Here is an 18,684-nt window from a genome sequence, read left to right as displayed (position 1 = left end):
CTCTCAATGGAGAGCGATGATGACAGATATTCGCGCGGGCCGCTCGCCATTTCGAGCGCTGTTCATCAAAGACGATCCAGCCGGCCGTCCGCCTGCACTCGATAGGCCAAAGCGCTATCGCACATCGTCCTCGCTTGCCGCGATACAGCACAGGCAACCGAAGCCAAGAGGGCGCGGCTCTGACAAGGACAGGGCGCCCGGTGTGCCTGGGCTGCAGCCTCTACGTTCGTCTGGTGAAGCGGATGTCGCCGTTGGGTAGGCGTTCATGGAGGTAGGCGGGGTCGTGTGCGCGGTGGTGGTGATGGCTGCAAAGGAGCGCGGCGTTGTCGAGGTCGGTTGTTCCGCTTTGTGCCCAGGCGAGCCAGTGGTGGGCTTCGGCCCAGGTGCCGGGGATGTCGCAGCCTTCGGCTTCACAGGTCGCTGACCTGAGCAGGAGCGCGCGGCGTTGCGCGGCGGTGAAGAAGCGTTCGTTGCGGCCGAGGTCGAGAACCTCGGAGGCACCCCCGAGGACGGCGGGGATGATGCCCGCGGTGCACGCGAGCCGGCGGGCTTCGGCTGCGGTGATCGGGCTGCCGCCGAGGATCTGGCCGATGCCGGCGTCTTTGCGGAGCTGGTCGAGGTCGATGGTCACGATCACCGTGGTCGCATCCCCACCGTGGATGGGGAGCCGGGTCGGGTCGAGGGTCTCCAGCATCTGGCAGAACGCTCGTCCGAGCCTGCGGTCGTAGGGCAGGTAGTCGCCGGTCTCGGTGCGGGTGCCGTCGTCGCGTCGCGGTGAGGCGAAGGCCTCCAGGTTGGTGGCGAGCCGGTCCGCGGCCGCGTCCGGGATGACCGCAGTGATGCGGGTGGTGCCGTCCCCGACCCGGCGCATGGCCAGGCGGGTCTTCTTGTGGGCGTGGGCTTCTTCGGCTGCGAGCCGTTTGGCTTCTTCGGCTTCGGCGATCTCGGGGGCGATGAGATCCAGGATCCGGCGCCCCAGGCGGCGCAGCCGGGCGGGGTCGAGCTGGGTCGCGTAGCCGACCAGAGCCTGTTCGGCTTTGGACTTGATCTCGGGGTCGAGGTCGCCCGGCAGTTCGTCGAGAGCCGCCACGATCACCTCGGCTTGGGCGAGGTTGCAATCCCCGGCGCGCATCGCCGCAGCGACCCGGCCATAGGTCCGATCCAGCGCGGCCGCGAGCCGCAGGTCGGCACGCAGGGCATCTGGGCGTTGGTGGGTGTGGTGATGCAGCCACGCGGCCACATCACGAGCAGCGCTGTCCGCCGCCACATCATCAGCAGTCGCCATCACGCGTAGCTCGAGCTCAGCCAGCTGCGCCTTCGCCCGGGCGATCTCGACGAGTGTGGCAGCCTTCTGGTCGGTGGCCATGAACGTGGGGTTCGCGTCCGCGACCTCATCGAGGGAGTCGGTGATCGCGACCACAGCCTTGAGCACAGGATGCTGCGGCTGTTGCAGTGCGGTCATCACGATCACCTCCCGACGTACGAACTCAAAGGACCTGCACACACGCAGATCCGGCTTTGGTTCGCTGGTCCCGGAGGCCCGCCAATCACGGGCTATTACTTACCCTCGCAGCTCAGCGCTCACGCCCCTGGATCCCCTGGAATACCCCACACCCGTTGTCTCCCGGGCAGGAGGGCACGCCTCTGTCGAGGTGGTCGGCCTTCACGTTCACGCCTACCCCCACCATAACATATTATGGGCCGCCAGGCACGCGGAAACAGGAAAGGAAACAGGTCGAAAACCCGATCAGGGACAGATATCCCCAACCCAAACTCGAACCGCTGCTGGAAGCCCGCAAGACACCCGAATGGCACCAACCCAGACACCCTGCTTCTAAATCTCCCAACCCAAACAACGTATTGGCCCCACCCGTGCTGGGACCCGACACGAGACCAAACGGACACACATCCAGCCGCCCCACACGCAGGCGGCCAGAGAGCCGCCACCAGCGAAAGAAGACAACGGCTATGCCTGAGGTCTCGTCCCCGCAGGCGGAGTGAGGTCGACGTCCGTCCACACCTCGGTCATGTCGACGATGAGCCCGTCGCGCAGCGTGATGAACGTAGCCACCTCGAAATGCTGGAGCTCGCCATCGGTCATCCCCGTGACATGACCTCGCCCCGCCGCCCGCTCGCCGTCGGCGATGCAGTCGAGGAGCCGGAAGTTCTGGAAACCGGGATACTCCGCGTTGGTCCGTACCCACGAGTCCCGATCGAACGTCTCGCCAGTGTGGACGTAGAGACACGAGAACTCCGGATGGAGCAACGCTGCAAGCTCGTCCCACTGATGAGCATCGATGACCTTTGCGAGCTGTTCCATCATCTCTTGTGCTGGCATCCGCACAGGATGACAGATGCCGTCCGCCCGCGGGCCGGCATTACATCCCATACGCCGACGCACTATCGCACGCGCTGATCGTTTGGCGCGATACCGCACAAAGCCAACAGCCGAGACGAGAGGCCCCAGCAGCTGCCGGGGCCTCTCGGAAGGTCAAGAGTCGATCAGGATGCAGCCAGGGCTCGCCCGATCCGCAGCGCCTGCTCCGTGGCTCCGCCGAAGACGAACTCGAAGCGCTTGGCGGCGGTGAAGTAGCGATGCGCCTCGCCGTCGAGGTCGATGCCGACGCCGCCGTGGATGTGGACGGTGGTGTGGGCGAGGCGATGAGCAGCGTCGGCGGCCCAGAGCTTGGCCACAGCGACCTGGTCGGCGGCAGGCAGTCCGGACGAAGTCCGCCAGACGGCCTGCCAGAGGGTGAGCCGCTGGGCGAGTACGTCGATGAACCCATCGGCCAAGCGCTGGGAGACCGCCTGGAAGGTGCCGATGGCGCGGCCGAACTGCTCTCGCGTCTTGGCGTAGGAAGACGTGAGCTCCAGCGCCCCTTCGGTGATGCCCAGCAGCTCGGCGGCCGCGGCGACGGTGAGCAGATCGCCGAGGCGGGCGGCGGCAGAAGCATCGCCGATACGACGACCAGGAGTGGAAGCGAACGAGACCAACGCGGTGACGTCGCCGTCGCTGGTGTGCTGCGCTTGGCGGTCGACGCCCTCCGCGGAGGAATCGACGAGGAAGACCCCGGTCATGCCGTCGGGCAGCGACGCGGTGACCAGGAACGCGTCCGCGATCATCCCGCCCCTGACCAGCGTCTTCACTCCGGAGATCGTGTCGCCGGTGGCTGCGACGGTGGGCGAGTCGGGGAGGTGGGCGTGCTCCTCAGAGACGGCAGCCGCGAGCACTCGAGAACCGTCGGCGACGCCGGCCAGCGCGTCCGTAGCGGTCTCGGCCGGCCCCGCTTCGGCGAGCAGCAGACCGCAAGGCCCGTGCGCCGCCAGCGGTATCGGCGCGACGCGCCGCCCGGACTCGACGAGCACTCGGCACAGCTCGACGATGCCGAGCCCGGCCCCGCCGTACGCCTCGGGGAGATGGAGCCCGAGCAGCCCGGCCTCGCCGAGGGAGGACCAGAGAGCGGCGTCGAAGCGGCCGCGGTCGCCGGCAGCTGCCTCGACCGTACGCAGCCGGTCGGCCGAGGTGGCGTCGCCGATGATCTTCGCCGCGAGCTCGGCGGCTTCGTCGGATTCGGTGGAGAAGGAGAAGTCCATGGTGTTCTCGCAATCGACTGTGTTGGTCTCGACACGCTCGCTCGCCCGAAGGTCTGAACGGAGTGGCCTTCGACCGACGGGTGGAAGGTCAGCGCTTGGCGGCGGGAAGGCCGAGGCCCACGTAGCCGATGATGTCTCGTTGGATCTCGTTGGTGCCGCCGCCGAAGGTCATGACCAGCGAGGAGCGATGGAACCGCTCGAGGCGGCCCGCCAGGACGGCGCCGGGGGAGTCGGCCGTCAGTCCCGCGTGCGGACCGACGATCTCCATGAGCGTGCGGTAGCCCTCGGTGGCCAGCTCCGACCCGTAGACCTTGGTCGCCGATGCCTCGGCCGGGGAGAGTGCGACCCCGTGGTCGGCGTCTGCGGCGAGCTTCCAGTTGATCAGCGAGAGTGCCTCGATACGCGCGTGCGCCCGCCCGAAGGCCAGCTGGACCCATTCGGCGTCGATGACCCGGCCGCCGCCGGGGACGGTGGTGGACCGCGCCCACTCCTTCACCAGCCCGAGCGAGTGCACCAGCGGCGCCGCCGAGGTGAGTGCCACCCGCTCGTGGTTGAGCTGGTTGGTCATCAGCGCCCAGCCTCCGCCGCGCGAGGAGACGAGGTTTGACGCGGGCACGCGGACATCGGAGTAGTAGGTCGCCGAGGTGCCGACCCCGGCCACGGTCTGTACCGGCGTGTAGGAGAAGCCCGGGGAGGACGTCGGCACCAGGATCATCGACAGCCCCTTGTGGCGCGATGCCTCCGGCTCCGTCCGGCAGGCGAGCCAGATCCAGTCCGCATACTGGATCAGCGAGGTCCACATCTTCTGGCCGTTGATCACCCACTCGCCAGCGCCCTCGTCGAGCACCGCCCGAGTCTGCAGAGAGGCGAGGTCCGTCCCCGAGCCCGGCTCGGAGTAGCCGATCGAGAAGTGCAGCTCCCCGGCGAGGATCTTCGGCAGAAAGTAAGCTTTCTGCTCTTCGGTCCCGAACCGCATGATCGTCGGGCCGACCGTGTTGAGGGTGAGATAGGGGATCGGCACCCCGGCCACGGCGGCGGCATCGGTGAAGATCAGCTGCTCGACCATGGAGCGGTCCTGGCCGCCGTACTCCTTCGGCCAGCCGATCCCCAGCCAGCCGTCTGCGCCGATCTGCCGGATGGTCGAGAGATAGACCTCCTGGTCAGCCTCGTTGCCGAACTCGCCCGACGCTCTGGCGAGCGCTGCTCGGCGCTCTGGCGTGACCAACTGGGCGAAATAGGAGTTGAGCTCTGAGCGAAGTTGCTCCTGGGCGGGTGTCAAGGCCACATGCATGTGATAAAACTAGAACAGGTTCTACACTTTGAACAGATGCAGCGAATAGACGCAGCGTGGATAGCCCCCAGCGGAAGGTACGACGATGGCCGACCTCACCACCCAGACCCGCACGCTCGACCACGGCTCGCAGCCGGAGCGCTTCGCGCGCGGTTGGCACTGTCTGGGCCTGGCCAGCGAGTTCAGGGACGGCAAGCCACATGCCGTCGAGGCGTTCGGCGGCAAGCTGGTCGTCTGGGAGGACTCCAAGGGCGAGCTGGGCGTGCTCGACGGCTACTGCCGCCACATGGGCGGCGACCTCACCCAAGGCACCGTGAAGGGCGACGAGGTCGGCTGCCCGTTCCACGACTGGCGCTGGGGCGCCGATGGCCGCTGCAAGCAGATCCCCTACGCCCGCCGCGTCCCGCTGCGCGCCCGCACCAAGGCGTACGAGACCGTGATCCGCAACGACTCGCTGCTGATCTGGCACGACCCCGAAGGTTCGAAGCCCGACCACGACATCTTGCCGCCAGAGCTGCCCGACGTCAGCAACCGCGAGGTCTACACCGACTGGATCTGGAACACCGTCCCGATCAAGGGCAGCCACTGCCGCGAGCTGATCGACAACGTGGTCGACATGGCGCACTTCTACTACGTGCACTTCGCCTTCCCGACCGACTTCCGCAACGTCTTCGAGGACCACACCGCCACGCAGTACATGGCGTCCAGGGGGCGCCCGGACGTGTCCGGCGGCTACGGTGACGCCGAGATGTTCCTCAAGTCCGAGGCGACCTACTACGGCCCGGCGTACATGATCAACTGGCTCGAGGTCGACTACAAGGGCTTCGTGACCGAGGTGATCCTGATCAACTCTCACATCCCGACCGGCCCAGACTCCTTCCTCCTGCAGTACGGCATCACGGTCAAGAAGCCCGAAGGTCTCGACGACAAGACCGCCGACTTCATCGGCAAGAAGTACGCCGACATGTTCGGCGACGGCTTCCTCCAGGACGTACACATCTGGCAGAACAAGGTGCCGGTGCAGAACCCGCTCCTCTGCGAGGAGGACGGTCCGGTCTACCAGCTGCGCCGCTGGTACGAGCAGTTCTACGTCGACGTCGCCGACGTCGAGCCCGAGATGCGCGCTCGCTTCGAGTTCGAGGTCGACACGACCAAGGCCAACGAGTTCTGGCACGAGGAGGTCGCCGAGAACCTCCGCCGGATCGAGGCCGAGAAGGCAGAGACAACCGAGCAGACCGAGAAGACCGAGTCGAGCGACGCAGGGGTCAGTTGATGGCTTCGTTCGTCCCGACTTCGCAGGACACCGTCGAGGACCAGCGGCTCTACACCCAGGCCCGCCTGGTCGAGGTGGAATGTCTCGACTGCCTTGCCCACGTCGGGGTGAAGAAGAACAGCGAGCACCAGACGTCGGTCCAGTGGACGGCCGCGGCCCAGGCCCAGTGTCCGGATCTCGTACGCCGCAAGGCTGCCGCCGGCGGTGAGCGGCTCGTCCACGCCCGCTGCCCTCGTCTGGCCGCGTCCATCGAAGCAGCCGTCGCCGACGGCCGGATCCAGATCGGGGCCGAGGATGGCTACTGACTCGTTTCTACTTCCCGTCCGTGAGGTCGTCGAGGAGACCGCCGACGCCCGCTCGATCGTCTTCGAGCTCCCCGAGGACGTGAGGCACGCGTTCCAGCCCAAGCCGGGACAGTTCCTCACCGTCGCTGTGCCGAGCGACCGCGACGGTCTCGCGGCCCGCTGCTACTCGCTCTCCAGTGCGCCGGGCGACCCGCTCACGGTGACGGTCAAGCGCACCGTGGACGGCTACGCGTCCAACTGGATCTGCGACAACCTCCGCCCCGGCGACACGCTTCGCGTTCTCCCGCCGAGCGGGATCTTCACACCTGCCGACATCGACGCCGACTTCCTGCTCTTCGCCGGCGGTTCGGGCGTCACCCCGATCATCTCGATCGCCCGCACGGCCCTGCGCCAGGGCACGGGAAGGATCGTCGTCTTCTACGCCAACCGCGACGAGCGCTCGGTGATCTTCGCCGAGGAGTGGGCGCGGCTGGCCGCCGAGCATCCGGACCGGCTCCAGGTGGTCCACTGGCTCGAGTCCGTCCAGGGGTTGCCCACCGCTGAGCAGATCAAGGCGTTCGCGGCCGACCGGCTGACGTACGACGCTTTCGTCTGTGGGCCTGCCCCGTTCATGAAGGCGACGGTCGCGGTGCTCAAGGAGCTGGAGTTCCCGCGGGCGCGGCGCCACCAGGAGAAGTTCGCCTCCCTGGGTGGCAACCCGTTCGGCGAGGTCGTCCGGGTCGAGGATGCGGAGGCCGAGGTCGTCGACGACGGCCCCAAGCAGCCCGCCACACTGGAGATCGAGCTCGACGGCATCGTCACCACGTACGACGACTGGGACCCCGGCACCCCGATGCTCGACTTCCTCGAGGCGAAGGGCGTCAAGGCGCCCTACTCCTGTCGCGAGGGCGAGTGCTCGGCGTGCGCGTTCCGGCTGCTCGAGGGCGAGGTGAAGATGGCGCGGAACGACGTGCTCGAGCAGGAGGACCTCGACGACGGGATCCGGCTCGGCTGCCAGTCGCTGCCGACCACCGACACCGTCCGCGGCACCTACTCCTGAGTGACTCGCGCGAGACACAGATCAGCAACCGGTTGTTAGGCCGAGGCGTCTGGCGCGATAGTGTCGCGCTGCCCGAACAACATCCCACCGGGCCCTCCGTAGCGAACCAGATCGGCTGCTCGGTGGGGCTCAAGCGAGGTTCCCCCACGTGTTCAATCGCAACTTCTACGCCGCCCAGGATGACCGTCGTTTCGTCATCGGCTATGCCCTCGACCTCGGTTTCCGAGTCTTCGACGCCTACTCGGCACCTGGCCAGCCGTTGAGCGAGATCACCACGACGGCGTCGGCCTCGCTGCTCGCCCCGCGGCCCGCGTTCAAGCTCTACGCCCCCAACACCGGCCCCGAGCCGGTGATCACGCGGGTGGAGCTGGACGAGGCCGAGTTCGGTCCCGCGGCCTATGAGTACCAGTGCAACGGCTGGGGCCTGATCGGACTCAACTTCGGCGGCGTCGTGGGTCTCGGCGGCCTCGGTTGGAGCACGCTGACCACGATGGCGGAGGCCCGTGCGGCCCGCTGGCACGCGGTGGAGCCGATCGGTGCTGCTCCCGCGGAGTGGAACTGGCCGGCCGTCGACGACGCTGCGGTCAAGATGTTCGAGGCGATCGTCTCGATGGCCGGCTCCGCCGTCGGTGACACCCCGATCCTGGCTGCCGCGGGTCAGCTCATCAAGGACAAGGGTCTCCTCTACGAGTCCGGTGGCGCGCTGCACGCCCGTCCTGGCCTCGGCTGAGGACTCGATCAGCGAAGCACCATGACAACAACGTCGAGCCCGTCGCTGTCAGGCGCGCCGGCGAGCCAGTCCGGGCGTGTGCGGAGCACCTCGGTCCAACCGGTCGACTCGTAGAGCTTCATGGCAGCAGGGAAGGCCGGTACGACCTCGAGACACGGGCGGCCGCTGGATTCACGGATGCTGTCGACTGCCGTTCGGAGCAGCGTGCGGCCGAGGCCCGTACGTCGGGCGGCGGAGCCGACGAAGAAGGCGCTGAGCCAGGCGAGGTCTTCGATGTCGCAGCCGTGCGCTGCTGCACAGGCTCGGTCGAGCTCGCCATCGCCGTTCCCACCGGCATGCCCCATGGTTGTGGCGATGTGCCCGACCGGCGTGCCCTCGATGGTGGCGGTCCAGGCGTCGACGGCGTCGCCGAAATGGAGGAAGTCGCTGACCGGGATCGGCAGCGGGTTGCGCACGGGGTATCGAGTCAGCGGTTGTTGCTCGATCAGCGCCTCGGCCAGCGCCGGCAGGTCGTCTTCGAGCCGCGGGCGTACGACATGTGTCACGAGCACATGGTGCCGGTCAGAACCCTCGGGTCCAAGTGACTTCCTCGTGCAGCTTGCGGGAGCGCCAGCCCTGGGGCGTACGGACGAAGGTGTGGCGGTAGAGACCGCCGACCTCGACGACGCGCTCGCCGCCGGAGCCGTCGGCGATGACCATGGGGTTGTCGAAGTACGCGACGACCTCAGCCTCCTCGCCTGAGTCCGAGAAGCCGTAGGAGATCTGGCCGACTGTGTGCAGGCGTTTGCTGGAGAAGGCGGGGAGCATCTCGGCGAGCCAGGCTTTGACTTCGGGAAAGGCCCCGACGGTGCCGCCGGACTCGGAGTAGTCGATGGCGGCGTCGGGGGTGAAGACGGTGTCGAGGGCGTCCCAGTCGCCGGTGTCGACGGCGATGGTGTAGCGGGTCAGGGCGTCGGCGATCTCGGCTCGGTCGGTCAGTGTCTGGATATCCACGGTGTCTCCTTCAGCGGGGCGAGAGGATGATGACCGGGATCTCCCGGTCGGTCCAGGTCTGGTAGGTCTCGAAGTCTGCGTACGTGTCGAGGAGCCGCGGCCACAGCTCCGCGCGCTCCGACGGGTCGGCGACGCGAGCGTGGACGAGGCGGCGGCCGCCGCGGGGGAGGCGGACGGCGACGTCCGGCTGGGCGCGCAGGTTGGCGACCCACTGCGGGTCCTGGGGCAGTCCGCCCTGAGAGCCGACGATCACGAGGTCAGCACCCGAGCGCATGTACAGCAGGGGAGTGGTGAAGGTGCGGCCCGACTTCCGGCCGATGTGCTCGAGCAGCAGCACGGGGGCGGGTTTGCGCCAGCCCGCCATCACCCGCCACTTCCCGCCGACCCGGCCGTTGGTCAGCTTGAACAGCGCGGTGTTGGCGCGGGCGCCGTACTTGATGATCTTCGCTGTCACCGGCGAGTCGAGGCCGGGAGGACGTTCTGAGGGCATGCATGTCTCCTTGGGTCTCGACAAGCTCGACCACCGGAGTAGTGGCTCGAACACCGGGGTAGCACAAACATAGAACACGTTCTAGTGTTGGCACATGCGCTTCACCTATGCCGAGGCAATGACGCAGGCCGACTACTACGCACCGCTGGCCCAGGCGGCCGAGCGAGCGGGCTACACCAGCATGACCGTCGCTGACAGCCTGATCTATCCCGAGGAGTCCGACTCGACCTATCCCTACACCGACACCGGTGACCGGGAGTTCCTGCACGGCAAGGAGTTCGTCGAGGCGTTCATCCTGTGCGCCCACCTGTTCGCGGTGACCGAGACGCTGCGCCTGACGCCGTTCGTGGTGAAGCTCCCGGTGCGCCCGCCTGTGCTGGCCGCCAAGCAGGCCTCGAGCCTCGCCTTCCTCTCCGGCAACCGGCTCGGGCTCGGTGTCGGTCTGTCCCCCTGGCCCGAGGACTTCGCCGCTCTCGGCGTCGACTGGAAGCGCCGCGGGAAGCGGATGGACGAGTGCATGGACATACTCCGTGGTCTGACTGCGCCGGCGGCCTCTCCGGATGGCCCGGACGAGGAGTTCTTCGGCTATGACGGCGAGTTCTACAAGTTCGAGCCGCTCCAGCAACGCCCGGGGCCGACCGAGAAGATCCCGCTCCTCGTGGGCGGCCATGCCGATGCCGCGCTCCGTCGCGCCGTGCTCAAGGGTGACGGCTGGATGCACGCCGGCGGTGACGGCGAGGAGCTCGACCGTCTCCTGGTCCGCCTCGCCGAGATCCGGCGCGAAGAGGGTGATACCCGCGACGACTTCGAGGTCCACGTGATCAGCTACGACGCGTACGACCTCGACGGGATCAAGCGCCTCGAGGAGAAGGGCGTGACCGACTGCATCGTCGGATTCCGTGACCCCTACGTGAAGGGCCCTGACCCCGAGCCGCTGGAGAAGAAGATCAAGCACCTGGAGTGGTACGGGGAGAACATCATCGCGAAGGCTGGGCAGTGACCGAGCAGAGCGCGGCGTACGGCCTGACCGAACCGCTCCAGCAGGCGATCGCGGAGGCGGAGGAGCTGATCGCCAACGCGCCGTTCATCCGCACGGAGCAGGACCGGCTCGAAGGCTATGAGTACCTCTCCGGCCGGATCCGGATGGCGATGCAGACGGCGTTCGACTACGACCTCGAGCAGCCGCTCTTCGTGAACCCCACCCATCAGTTCTCCAAGCAGGGCCTGGACAACCCCGACGCGATCTACTTCAACGCCTACCTGCGAGAGGGCGTCGAGTACGTCGTCCGCGGCCGGCGCGGAACCAGCGCCGACCTCTCCTTCCAAGTGATGGGCGGTGCCTACACCGCGGACTCCGCCGCGACCAGCCTGATGGCCTTCGACGACCGCAAGCTCCAGCTGGACTACGACGGGTCCTTCGAGTTCACCTACACGGCAGAGCCGGGGGCGAAGACGCTGATCGTGCGCGAGGTCTTCAACGACTGGGACACCGAGACTCGCGGCACGATCACGATCGAGCGCCCCGACACCCTCGGCCGGCCGCGCCGGCCGCTGACCCAGGACCTGCTCCGCAAGAAGTACGAGGTCGCCGCCCGGTCGCTCACCGGCTCGATCCAGACGTGGTTCGCCTTCCCCCGGTTCTTCCAGTACAAGGAGCCGGTCAACACGCTCACCGTGCCGGCCCGAACACCGGGTGGGCTGGAGTCGCAGTTCTCCTCGATCGGTCACTACGAGCTGGCCGAGGACGAGGCGCTCGTGGTTGAGGTGCCGCGCTGTGACGACTGCACCTACCAGGGCATCCAGATCGGCTCGGACTGGTATGCGTCGACCGACTACGAGACCCATCAGACCAGTCTCACGAAGGCGCAGGCGGTCACCGATCCCGACGGCGTGATGCGCTTCGTGATCTCGGAGCACCCGCCCCTGGACGGGAAGCCGATCGCGAACTGGCTCGAGACCACCGGCCACCGGACCGGCTCGCTGATGCTGCGCTGGCAGAGGCTCGAACGTGACCTCACCGCCGCCGACGGACCGACGGTCCGCAAGGTGAGCACCGCCGAGGTGAGCAGCCTGCTTCCGCACGCGGAGGCCTTGGGCCCGGCCGCGTATGCCGAGAGGATCGCCGCACGTCAGCGGGCGGTTGCCCGCAGAATGCTCAGCTGAGACGTCAGCCCGAAGCGATTCAAGGACAGTGAGGAGGGGTCGCGACGCGACAGCGTGCGGCCCCTATGATTGCCGCCCATGGCCAGCCCCCACCACGAGCCACCGGACATTCCGGGATTCAGGCATCGCCGGCTGATCGGCGCGGGCGGATCCTCAGGTGTCTTCGTCTATGAGTCACAGCAGGAGAAGGTCGACGTCGTCGTGAAGGTCTGGAACGACCGACTCGGTGCCGAGACCAGAGAAGCGCTCGCCGCGGAGACCAAGGAAGTCGCCGAGCTCGCCACCCATCCCCATGTCCTGCCGCTGCATACCGTCGGCGTCACCGACGACGATCGCAGCTTCGTGGTGATGGATCACCGTCCTGGCGGGGACCTGGAGACGCGCCGGAGGAGCGGACGGCTCTCGGTCGCGGAGGCGTTGAGCATCACCATCAAGGTTGCGGGCGCGCTCGACGTCGCTGCCCGGCACGGGATCGCGCACGGCGACGTGAAGCCGGCGAACATCCTGCTGACCGCCGGTGGCGAACCGCAGCTGGTCGGCTTCGGAAGCCTCTCCTCTGCCGGTCGTGCCGCCGGCGCCGGCTCGACCTCGCTGCCGTGGATGGCCCCGGAGATGCTCTCCGAACCGCCCGAACCGAGCGCCTGGGCGGACATCTGGAGCCTGGCTGCGACCTGCTACACGCTGCTGGCGGGGCGTACGCCGTTCGAGGGAGCGACCGGTGCTGACGGCCCCGAGGCGCTGTCGGAGCGGATCCGGGAGTCCGACCCGCCGGCCATCGGTCGCGCCGATGTCCCGGCCATGTTCGAGGGGGCGCTGCGCAAGGCGATGTCCAAGCGTCGAGCCGGGCGGCACTGGAGCGCGGCCGACTTCGCCAAGGCTCTCCGGGCGATCGAGCATGAGCTCGGCCTCCCGGTCACGCCGGTCGCGGAGCTCTCTGAGGCGGGGGCAAAGGCGCCCACGGCGCCAGAGGTTGCTGTGGTGCCGCGGGTCGAGGTCGCGCCGGACCCCGTCCCGGCTGATTCGCCGGAGGGGGACACCACCGAGGTTCCGATCGTCACCGGCCCGGTTCCCGACATGGCCATGGGGCCTGGGGTCGAGCCCAAGATCGAGCCCAAGATCGAGCCGGCGCCTGCTCCCGCTGCCGGACGCGAACGGACCGACGACGATGTCCTCGGCCACCGGCTCGACGTCGACCGAGTGGCCCGTCTGCTCGCCTCCACGCACACCCAGCTCCCGATCTCGGTGGCCGTGCAGGGGCAGCCGGGCAGCGGCCGGTCGACCTTCCTGCGGAGGGTGCAGGAGCGCGTCGAGTGGCTCTCCGAGCATGACGACGCGTGCTCCGCCCGCACCAGGCACGTACGCGTCGATGCCCGTCAGTACGCCGAGTCGGACGTGGCGAGCGCGGTTCTCGAGGGTGTGCGGAGCGCCGGAACGAGCGCGCCGCCGCCGCTGGTGGCGAAGCACCAGGCCGCTCAACGGCGGGCGGCCGAGCTCCGGGCCGCGCTGGCGGGCCATCCCGAGGACGAGGGCACCCGCGGCAAGCGGCGCGCGCAACCGATGAGCACCACGATGGCGTTGGCGGCCATGGACCGGGAGGTCGCGGCGTACGAGGCCGCACTGAGAGCCGCTCCGCCGGGGCCTCCGCCGGCCCCGCCGGCCGGCGTGCGGACCGGGCCGCTGGGGAGCCGGACGATCGTCTACGTCGACGACCTGGACAGGTGTGACCCGGCCACCGCGGCCGGGGTGCTGCGGGCGATCGACGAGCTGAGCGGCCAGGAGGGTGTCGCAGTCGTCGCGGCGGTGGACGCAGAGACGCTGCGGCGGGCGATCGAGGGCCGGGTCGCAGAGCCGGCGGCGTACCTCTCCAGGGTCTTCGACGTGCCGTTCGCACTGCGGGCCTTCGCCGGCGACCCGGCCGTGCGGTACATGCGGTCGCTGATGCGGCATGCGGTGCCGTCGTGGCCCTCCGCGCTGGCCGCTGGGACCGGCGACCAGGCCAGTCGCCACGGAGCCGTCGAGAGCCTCGAGATGACGCCCGGCGAGGCGTTGTTCACCAGCGAGCTGGCCAGGTTCTGCGCAACGCCCGGGGGAGCCAGGAAGCTGCTCGCGGTCTACCGGTTGGCGCGTACGGCGCCGGTGGGCGCGAGTGCCGAGCCCTCCGGCCATCACGCCCTCGGGATCCTGATGGCGATCCTGGTAGGCGCCCCCGCGCAGGGGGCCGAGGTGCTCGGGGCGGTGGTGGAAGCGCTGGCGGCCGGTGAGGACGACGCGACCTTCCGTGACCTGCTCGAGAAGGTCGCGCGCGGGCACACCGCAGGCTGCGGGCGAGCGACCTGTGGCTCGTGTACCGACTGGTCCCGGGTGATCCGCGCTCACGCCGACTTGGTTCGTGCGCACCAGGTGCCCCAGGAGATCGGGGCGTACGCCGAATGGGTCGACGAGGTCGCCAGATTCAGCTTTCCGGCCTGAATGGGGCGAACCCCGGCTCGCCTCTTCCAGAAAAGTGAAACACGTTCTACTCTAGGCGCCATGACTGGACTCCTGGATGGCAAGGTCGTCGTGCTCTCGGGGGTCGGCCCCGGCCTCGGACGCTCGCTGGGCGAGCAGGCTGCGCTGATGGGCGCCGACCTGGTGCTCGCCAGCCGCACCGAGAAGCGGCTGCAGAAGATGGCCGGCCTGATCGAGGAGCACGGCCGACGCGCACTGGTGGTGCCGACCGACATCACCGACGAGGACGCCCGCCGGCACCTGGTCGACACGGCCCTCGAGGAGTTCGGGCGCGTCGACGTGCTCCTCAACAACGCCTTCGGCATCCCGCCGATGGACCCGCTCACCCAGATCCCGCTCGACGCTCTCCGGCTGGCCCAGGAGTCGAACGTGTACGCACCGCTGCGGCTCTCGGCGCTCTTCGCCGACGCCCTGGCGGCCACACCCGACAAACCGGGCGGCGCGATCGTGATGATCAACTCCGCCGTGCTCTACCAGAGCCAGCCCGAGTTCGCCGGCTACAAGCTCTCCAAGGGCGCGCTCGCGCACCTCGCCTCGTCCCTGGCCACCGAGCTCGGCCCGCGAGGCATCCGGGTCAACTCCGTCGCGCCGTCCTACATCTACGAGGACGTCAACAAGGCCTACTTCGACTGGATCGCATCGGAGTCGGGACGCACCCACGAGGAGGTGTACGCCGAGAAGGCCGCCCCCACCGACCTGAAGCGGCTCGCGACCCCCGAGGAGGTCGCCCGGGCGGCGCTCTTCCTGGGCAGCGACCTGGCCTCCGCGGTCACCGGCACCGTGCTCAACGTGGACTGCGGGGAGTTCCATGACTGAGTCGACGCCGCGTGAGCGGGCAGACGTCGGGACGTACGAGGACATCTGCGCCGCCGCTGTCCGCACCACCGGGCTGAGCGCCGAATATTTTGAGCACAGCGGCAGGACCGACCACGAGGAGGGACTGCGGCTCCTGGTCGAGGACCTGGCCTCGCCCGAGGCCGGGCTCACCCCGGTCGGGAACTACTTCCACCGCTCCCAGGTGAAGTCGGCGCTCGTCGGCAGGCTGATGACACAGGCTCGCCTAGCCGAGTTCCCCCAGCACCAGGACGTACGCATCGAGCGCCCGATCTTCGTCACCGGGCTCGTCCGCACCGGCACCACCGCTCTGCACCGGCTGCTCGCCGCGGACCCGGCACACCAAGGGCTCGAGACCTGGCTCACCGAGTTCCCCCAGCCGCGGCCCCCGCGCGAGACCTGGGAGCAGGACCCCGTCTTCAACGCGCTTCAGGGCGCCTATCGGCAGCACCACGTGGCCAACCCCGAGTTCATGGGGATCCACTACATGGATGCCACCAGCGTCGAGGAGTGCTGGCGGGTGCTGCGGCAGAGCGGCAAGTCGATCTCGTTCGAGTCGCTGGCCAACGTCCCGCGCTACTCGGCCTGGCTGGCGAAGCAGGACTGGCGCGACGCGTACGAGCTCCATCGGCGGACCCTGCAGCTCATCGGGCTCAACGACACCGACAAGCGCTGGGTGCTCAAGAACCCCTCCCATCTGGTCGCGCTCGACGCGCTCATGGAGGTCTACCCGGACGCGCTCGTGGTGGTCACCCACCGTGATCCGGTCGTCTCGGTCGCCTCGGGCTGCTCGCTGTCCGCAGAGGCGACCGCGGGGATGTCGACCACTTTCGTCGGGGAGACGATCGGGGCGACCCAGCTGGAGATGCTCTCCCGCTCGTGGCGCTCCTTCCGCGAGACCGGGAAGCGGTACGACCAGGCTCAGTTCTTCGACGTCGACTACCGCGGCTTCGTCGAGGACCCCGTCGGCACCGTCGAGAGCATCTACGCCCACTTCGACATCCCGTGGAGCGACGCCGCTCGTGCCGAGGTCGCCCGCATCGATGCGGAGTCCCGATCCGGGAGCGCCCGGCCGAAGCACGACTACAGCCTCGCCGACTACGGCCTCACCGAAGACCAGGTGCGCTCCGAGTTCGAGTAGTAACCGCTGGTCGAGTAGCAACAGCTGGTCGCTGGCCTCGCGGCTCGACCGACGGGGGAAACTGTCGGTGGTCCCGCGTAGCCTGGATGTCATGCGTCCAGTCACCGATCTCGAGCGTCGTGTCGCCCCGTTCAAGGTGGTCTCCGACTATCAGCCCTCGGGTGATCAGCCCGCCGCGATCGCGGAGATCACCAAGCGGATCCAGGGCGGCGTCGAGGACGTCGTCCTGCTCGGTGCGACCGGCACCGGAAAGACGGCGACGATCGCTTGGACCGCGGAGCAGCTGCAGCGCCCGATGCTGGTCCTGCAGCCCAACAAGACCCTTGCCGCCCAGTTCGCCAACGAGCTGCGTCAGCTCTTCCCGGACAACGCGATCGAATACTTCGTCTCCTACTACGACTACTACCAGCCTGAGGCGTACGTCCCCCAGACCGACACCTACATCGAGAAGGACTCCTCGATCAACGAGGAGGTCGAGCGGCTGCGTCACTCGGCCACCAACTCGCTGCTGACCAGGCGCGACGTCATCGTGGTCTCGACCGTCTCCTGCATCTACGGTCTCGGCACCCCGCAGGAGTACGTCGACCGGATGCTCCGGCTGCGAGTGGGGGAGGAGCACGACCGCGACTCGATCCTGCGGCGGCTGGTGGAGATCCAGTACACCCGCAACGACCTCTCCTTCACCCGGGGCACCTTCCGGGTCCGCGGTGACACCCTGGAGATCTTCCCGGTCTACGAGGAGCACGCGGTCCGGATCGAGTTCTTCGGCGACGAGATCGAGCGGCTGATGACGCTGCACGCCGTCACCGGTGAGGTGATCACCGAGGACCGGGAGCTCTACATCTTCCCCGCGACCCACTACGTCGCCGGCCCAGAGCGCATGGAGCGCGCGATCAACGGCATCGAGGCCGAGCTCGACCAGCAGCTGAGCACCTTCGAGAAGCAGGGCAAGATGCTCGAGGCGCAGCGGCTGCGGATGCGGACGACCTACGACATCGAGATGATGCGTCAGGTCGGGTCGTGCTCCGGGATCGAGAACTACTCGATGCACATCGACGGCCGACCGCCGGGCTCGGCTCCCAACTGTCTGATCGACTACTTCCCCGAGGACTTCGTCCTCGTCGTCGACGAGTCCCACGTCGCGGTCCCGCAGGTCGGCGGGATGTACGAGGGCGACATGTCCCGAAAGCGCAACCTGGTCGAGCACGGCTTCCGGCTGCCCAGCGCCCAGGACAACCGGCCGCTGAAGTTCGAGGAGTTCCTGGAGCGGATCGGCCAGACGATCTACCTCTCCGCGACGCCGGGCAACTACGAGCTCGACAAGGTCGGCGGCACTGATGGACATCCAGACGTCGTCGAGCAGATCATCCGCCCGACCGGCCTGATCGACCCCGAGGTGGTCATCAAGCCGACCAAGGGCCAGATCGACGACCTGATCGGCGAGATCAACGACCGGGTCGCCAAGAACGAGCGCGTCCTGGTCACGACGCTGACCAAGAAGATGTCCGAGGACCTCACCGACTACCTGCTCGATGCCGGGATCCGGACGAGGTATCTCCACTCCGAGGTCGACACCCTCAAGCGGATCGAGCTCCTCCGCGACCTGCGGCTGGGGGAGTACGACGTCCTCGTCGGCATCAACCTGCTCCGAGAGGGCCTCGACCTGCCCGAGGTGTCGCTGGTCGCGATCCTGGACGCCGACAAGGAGGGCTTCCTGCGTTCGGACAAGTCGCTGATCCAGACCATCGGCCGTGCGGCCCGAAACGTCTCCGGCCAGGTGCACATGTACGCCGACAAGATCACTCCCTCCATGGAGTCGGCGATCGAGGAGACCAACCGTCGCCGCGCTATCCAGGTGGCGTACAACAAGGCCAACGGCGTCGACCCGCAGCCGCTGCGCAAGAAGATCGCCGACATCACCGAGATGCTCGCCCGCGAGGACGAGTCCACCCAGGAGCTGCTCAACACCTGGGCCGGCACCGAAGCCAAGGGCCGCGCGGGCAAGAACGCCGCCAAGGCACCCACCCCCATGCTCGGCGAAGCCGCCCGCGAGGCCCGCGAGCGCGGCCTCGTCGGCCTCCCCTCCTCCGACCTGGCCCAGCTCATCGGCGACCTCACCGAGCAGATGAAGGGCGCCGCCGCCGAGCTCCAGTTCGAGGTCGCCGCCCGGCTGCGTGACGAGATCTCTGATCTCAAGAAGGAGCTCAGGCAGATGATGGAAGCGACGAAGTAGGACGCCCCGCTGGTCGAGCCGCCGGAGCCGCTAGGCGGAGGCGTGTCGAGACCAACACAGTCGACTCGGCGTTCGATAGGAACCGTGTTG

Annotated in this window: 17 protein-coding genes; 10 read left to right on the top strand and 7 right to left on the bottom strand. The window is 68.1% G+C overall.

Annotation, left to right across the window (positions count from 1 at the left end; translation table 11 throughout):
* Positions 1-220: 220 nt before the first annotated feature.
* The 4 genes from BJ988_RS10420 to BJ988_RS10405 form a co-directional block, all read right to left on the bottom strand.
* Positions 221-1,462, bottom strand: coding sequence for an HNH endonuclease signature motif containing protein (locus BJ988_RS10420; RefSeq protein WP_179657921.1), 1,242 nt, complete (start codon positions 1,460-1,462; stop codon positions 221-223).
* Between the two features lie 504 nt (positions 1,463-1,966).
* Entirely contained in the window at positions 1,967-2,338 is a 372-nt protein-coding gene (locus BJ988_RS10415) for a nuclear transport factor 2 family protein (RefSeq protein WP_179657920.1), read from the bottom strand.
* Between the two features lie 164 nt (positions 2,339-2,502).
* Positions 2,503-3,594, bottom strand: coding sequence for an acyl-CoA dehydrogenase family protein (locus BJ988_RS10410; RefSeq protein WP_179657919.1), 1,092 nt, complete (start codon positions 3,592-3,594; stop codon positions 2,503-2,505).
* 88 nt (positions 3,595-3,682) lie between these two features.
* Positions 3,683-4,885: an acyl-CoA dehydrogenase family protein gene (locus tag BJ988_RS10405; protein WP_179657918.1), complete on the bottom strand. Its 1,203-nt coding sequence runs from the start codon at positions 4,883-4,885 to the stop codon at positions 3,683-3,685.
* Between the two features lie 85 nt (positions 4,886-4,970).
* Here BJ988_RS10405 and BJ988_RS10400 point away from each other — a divergent pair, with 85 nt between their 5' ends.
* The 4 genes from BJ988_RS10400 to BJ988_RS10385 all read left to right on the top strand — a co-directional run bounded on the left by BJ988_RS10400 (position 4,971) and on the right by BJ988_RS10385 (position 8,232).
* Positions 4,971-6,158, top strand: coding sequence for a 3-ketosteroid-9-alpha-monooxygenase, oxygenase component (locus BJ988_RS10400; protein WP_179657917.1), 1,188 nt, complete (start codon positions 4,971-4,973; stop codon positions 6,156-6,158).
* The gene (locus BJ988_RS10395) at positions 6,158-6,463 is read left to right on the top strand and encodes a hypothetical protein (protein ID WP_179657916.1); all 306 of its coding nucleotides are present in this window, start codon (positions 6,158-6,160) and stop codon (positions 6,461-6,463) included. The genes BJ988_RS10400 and BJ988_RS10395 overlap by 1 nt, the downstream gene beginning before the upstream one ends.
* A complete protein-coding gene (locus tag BJ988_RS10390; RefSeq protein ID WP_179657915.1) occupies positions 6,453-7,502 on the top strand; it encodes a ferredoxin--NADP reductase in 1,050 nt (349 codons plus the stop codon). The genes BJ988_RS10395 and BJ988_RS10390 overlap by 11 nt, the downstream gene beginning before the upstream one ends.
* A 148-nt stretch (positions 7,503-7,650) precedes the next feature.
* The gene (locus BJ988_RS10385) at positions 7,651-8,232 is read left to right on the top strand and encodes a hypothetical protein (protein ID WP_179657914.1); all 582 of its coding nucleotides are present in this window, start codon (positions 7,651-7,653) and stop codon (positions 8,230-8,232) included.
* Between the two features lie 8 nt (positions 8,233-8,240).
* Here BJ988_RS10385 and BJ988_RS10380 read toward each other — a convergent pair whose 3' ends face one another.
* From BJ988_RS10380 to BJ988_RS10370, 3 genes are read right to left on the bottom strand one after another with little or no spacing between them, the layout of a single operon-like run.
* On the bottom strand, positions 8,241-8,777 hold the full coding sequence (locus BJ988_RS10380; RefSeq protein ID WP_179657913.1) for a GNAT family N-acetyltransferase: 537 nt from the start codon (positions 8,775-8,777) through the stop codon (positions 8,241-8,243).
* 16 nt (positions 8,778-8,793) lie between these two features.
* Positions 8,794-9,225, bottom strand: coding sequence for a nuclear transport factor 2 family protein (locus tag BJ988_RS10375; protein WP_179657912.1), 432 nt, complete (start codon positions 9,223-9,225; stop codon positions 8,794-8,796).
* A 10-nt stretch (positions 9,226-9,235) separates the two neighbouring features.
* Positions 9,236-9,715, bottom strand: coding sequence for a nitroreductase/quinone reductase family protein (locus BJ988_RS10370; RefSeq protein ID WP_179657911.1), 480 nt, complete (start codon positions 9,713-9,715; stop codon positions 9,236-9,238).
* A gap of 94 nt (positions 9,716-9,809) precedes the next feature.
* On the opposite strand from BJ988_RS10370, the gene BJ988_RS10365 reads away from it, so the two are divergent.
* From BJ988_RS10365 to uvrB, 6 genes are all read left to right on the top strand, one after another.
* Positions 9,810-10,715: a TIGR03619 family F420-dependent LLM class oxidoreductase gene (locus BJ988_RS10365; protein WP_179657910.1), complete on the top strand. Its 906-nt coding sequence runs from the start codon at positions 9,810-9,812 to the stop codon at positions 10,713-10,715.
* Positions 10,712-11,878 (top strand): hypothetical protein, encoded by a 1,167-nt coding sequence (locus tag BJ988_RS10360; protein ID WP_343051560.1) that lies wholly within the window; start codon positions 10,712-10,714, stop codon positions 11,876-11,878. The genes BJ988_RS10365 and BJ988_RS10360 overlap by 4 nt, the downstream gene beginning before the upstream one ends.
* 78 nt (positions 11,879-11,956) lie before the next feature.
* Positions 11,957-14,347 carry a protein kinase domain-containing protein gene (locus BJ988_RS10355; RefSeq protein WP_179657909.1) on the top strand — a complete coding sequence of 797 codons (2,391 nt, stop codon included), beginning with the start codon at positions 11,957-11,959 and terminating at the stop codon, positions 14,345-14,347.
* A gap of 60 nt (positions 14,348-14,407) precedes the next feature.
* Positions 14,408-15,202, top strand: coding sequence for an SDR family oxidoreductase (locus tag BJ988_RS10350; RefSeq protein ID WP_179657908.1), 795 nt, complete (start codon positions 14,408-14,410; stop codon positions 15,200-15,202).
* Positions 15,195-16,361, top strand: a complete 1,167-nt coding sequence (locus tag BJ988_RS10345; protein ID WP_179657907.1) for a sulfotransferase family protein — start codon at positions 15,195-15,197, stop codon at positions 16,359-16,361. The genes BJ988_RS10350 and BJ988_RS10345 overlap by 8 nt, the downstream gene beginning before the upstream one ends.
* Before the next feature lie 91 nt (positions 16,362-16,452).
* Positions 16,453-18,594 carry an excinuclease ABC subunit UvrB gene (gene uvrB / locus BJ988_RS10340; protein WP_179657906.1) on the top strand — a complete coding sequence of 714 codons (2,142 nt, stop codon included), beginning with the start codon at positions 16,453-16,455 and terminating at the stop codon, positions 18,592-18,594.
* Positions 18,595-18,684 lie beyond the last annotated feature (90 nt).

It is taken from the genome of Nocardioides panzhihuensis, from assembly GCF_013408335.1.
GTDB classification, from domain to species: Bacteria; Actinomycetota; Actinomycetes; order Propionibacteriales; family Nocardioidaceae; genus Nocardioides; species Nocardioides panzhihuensis.
This window is presented reverse-complemented; position numbering and strand designations above follow the sequence as displayed.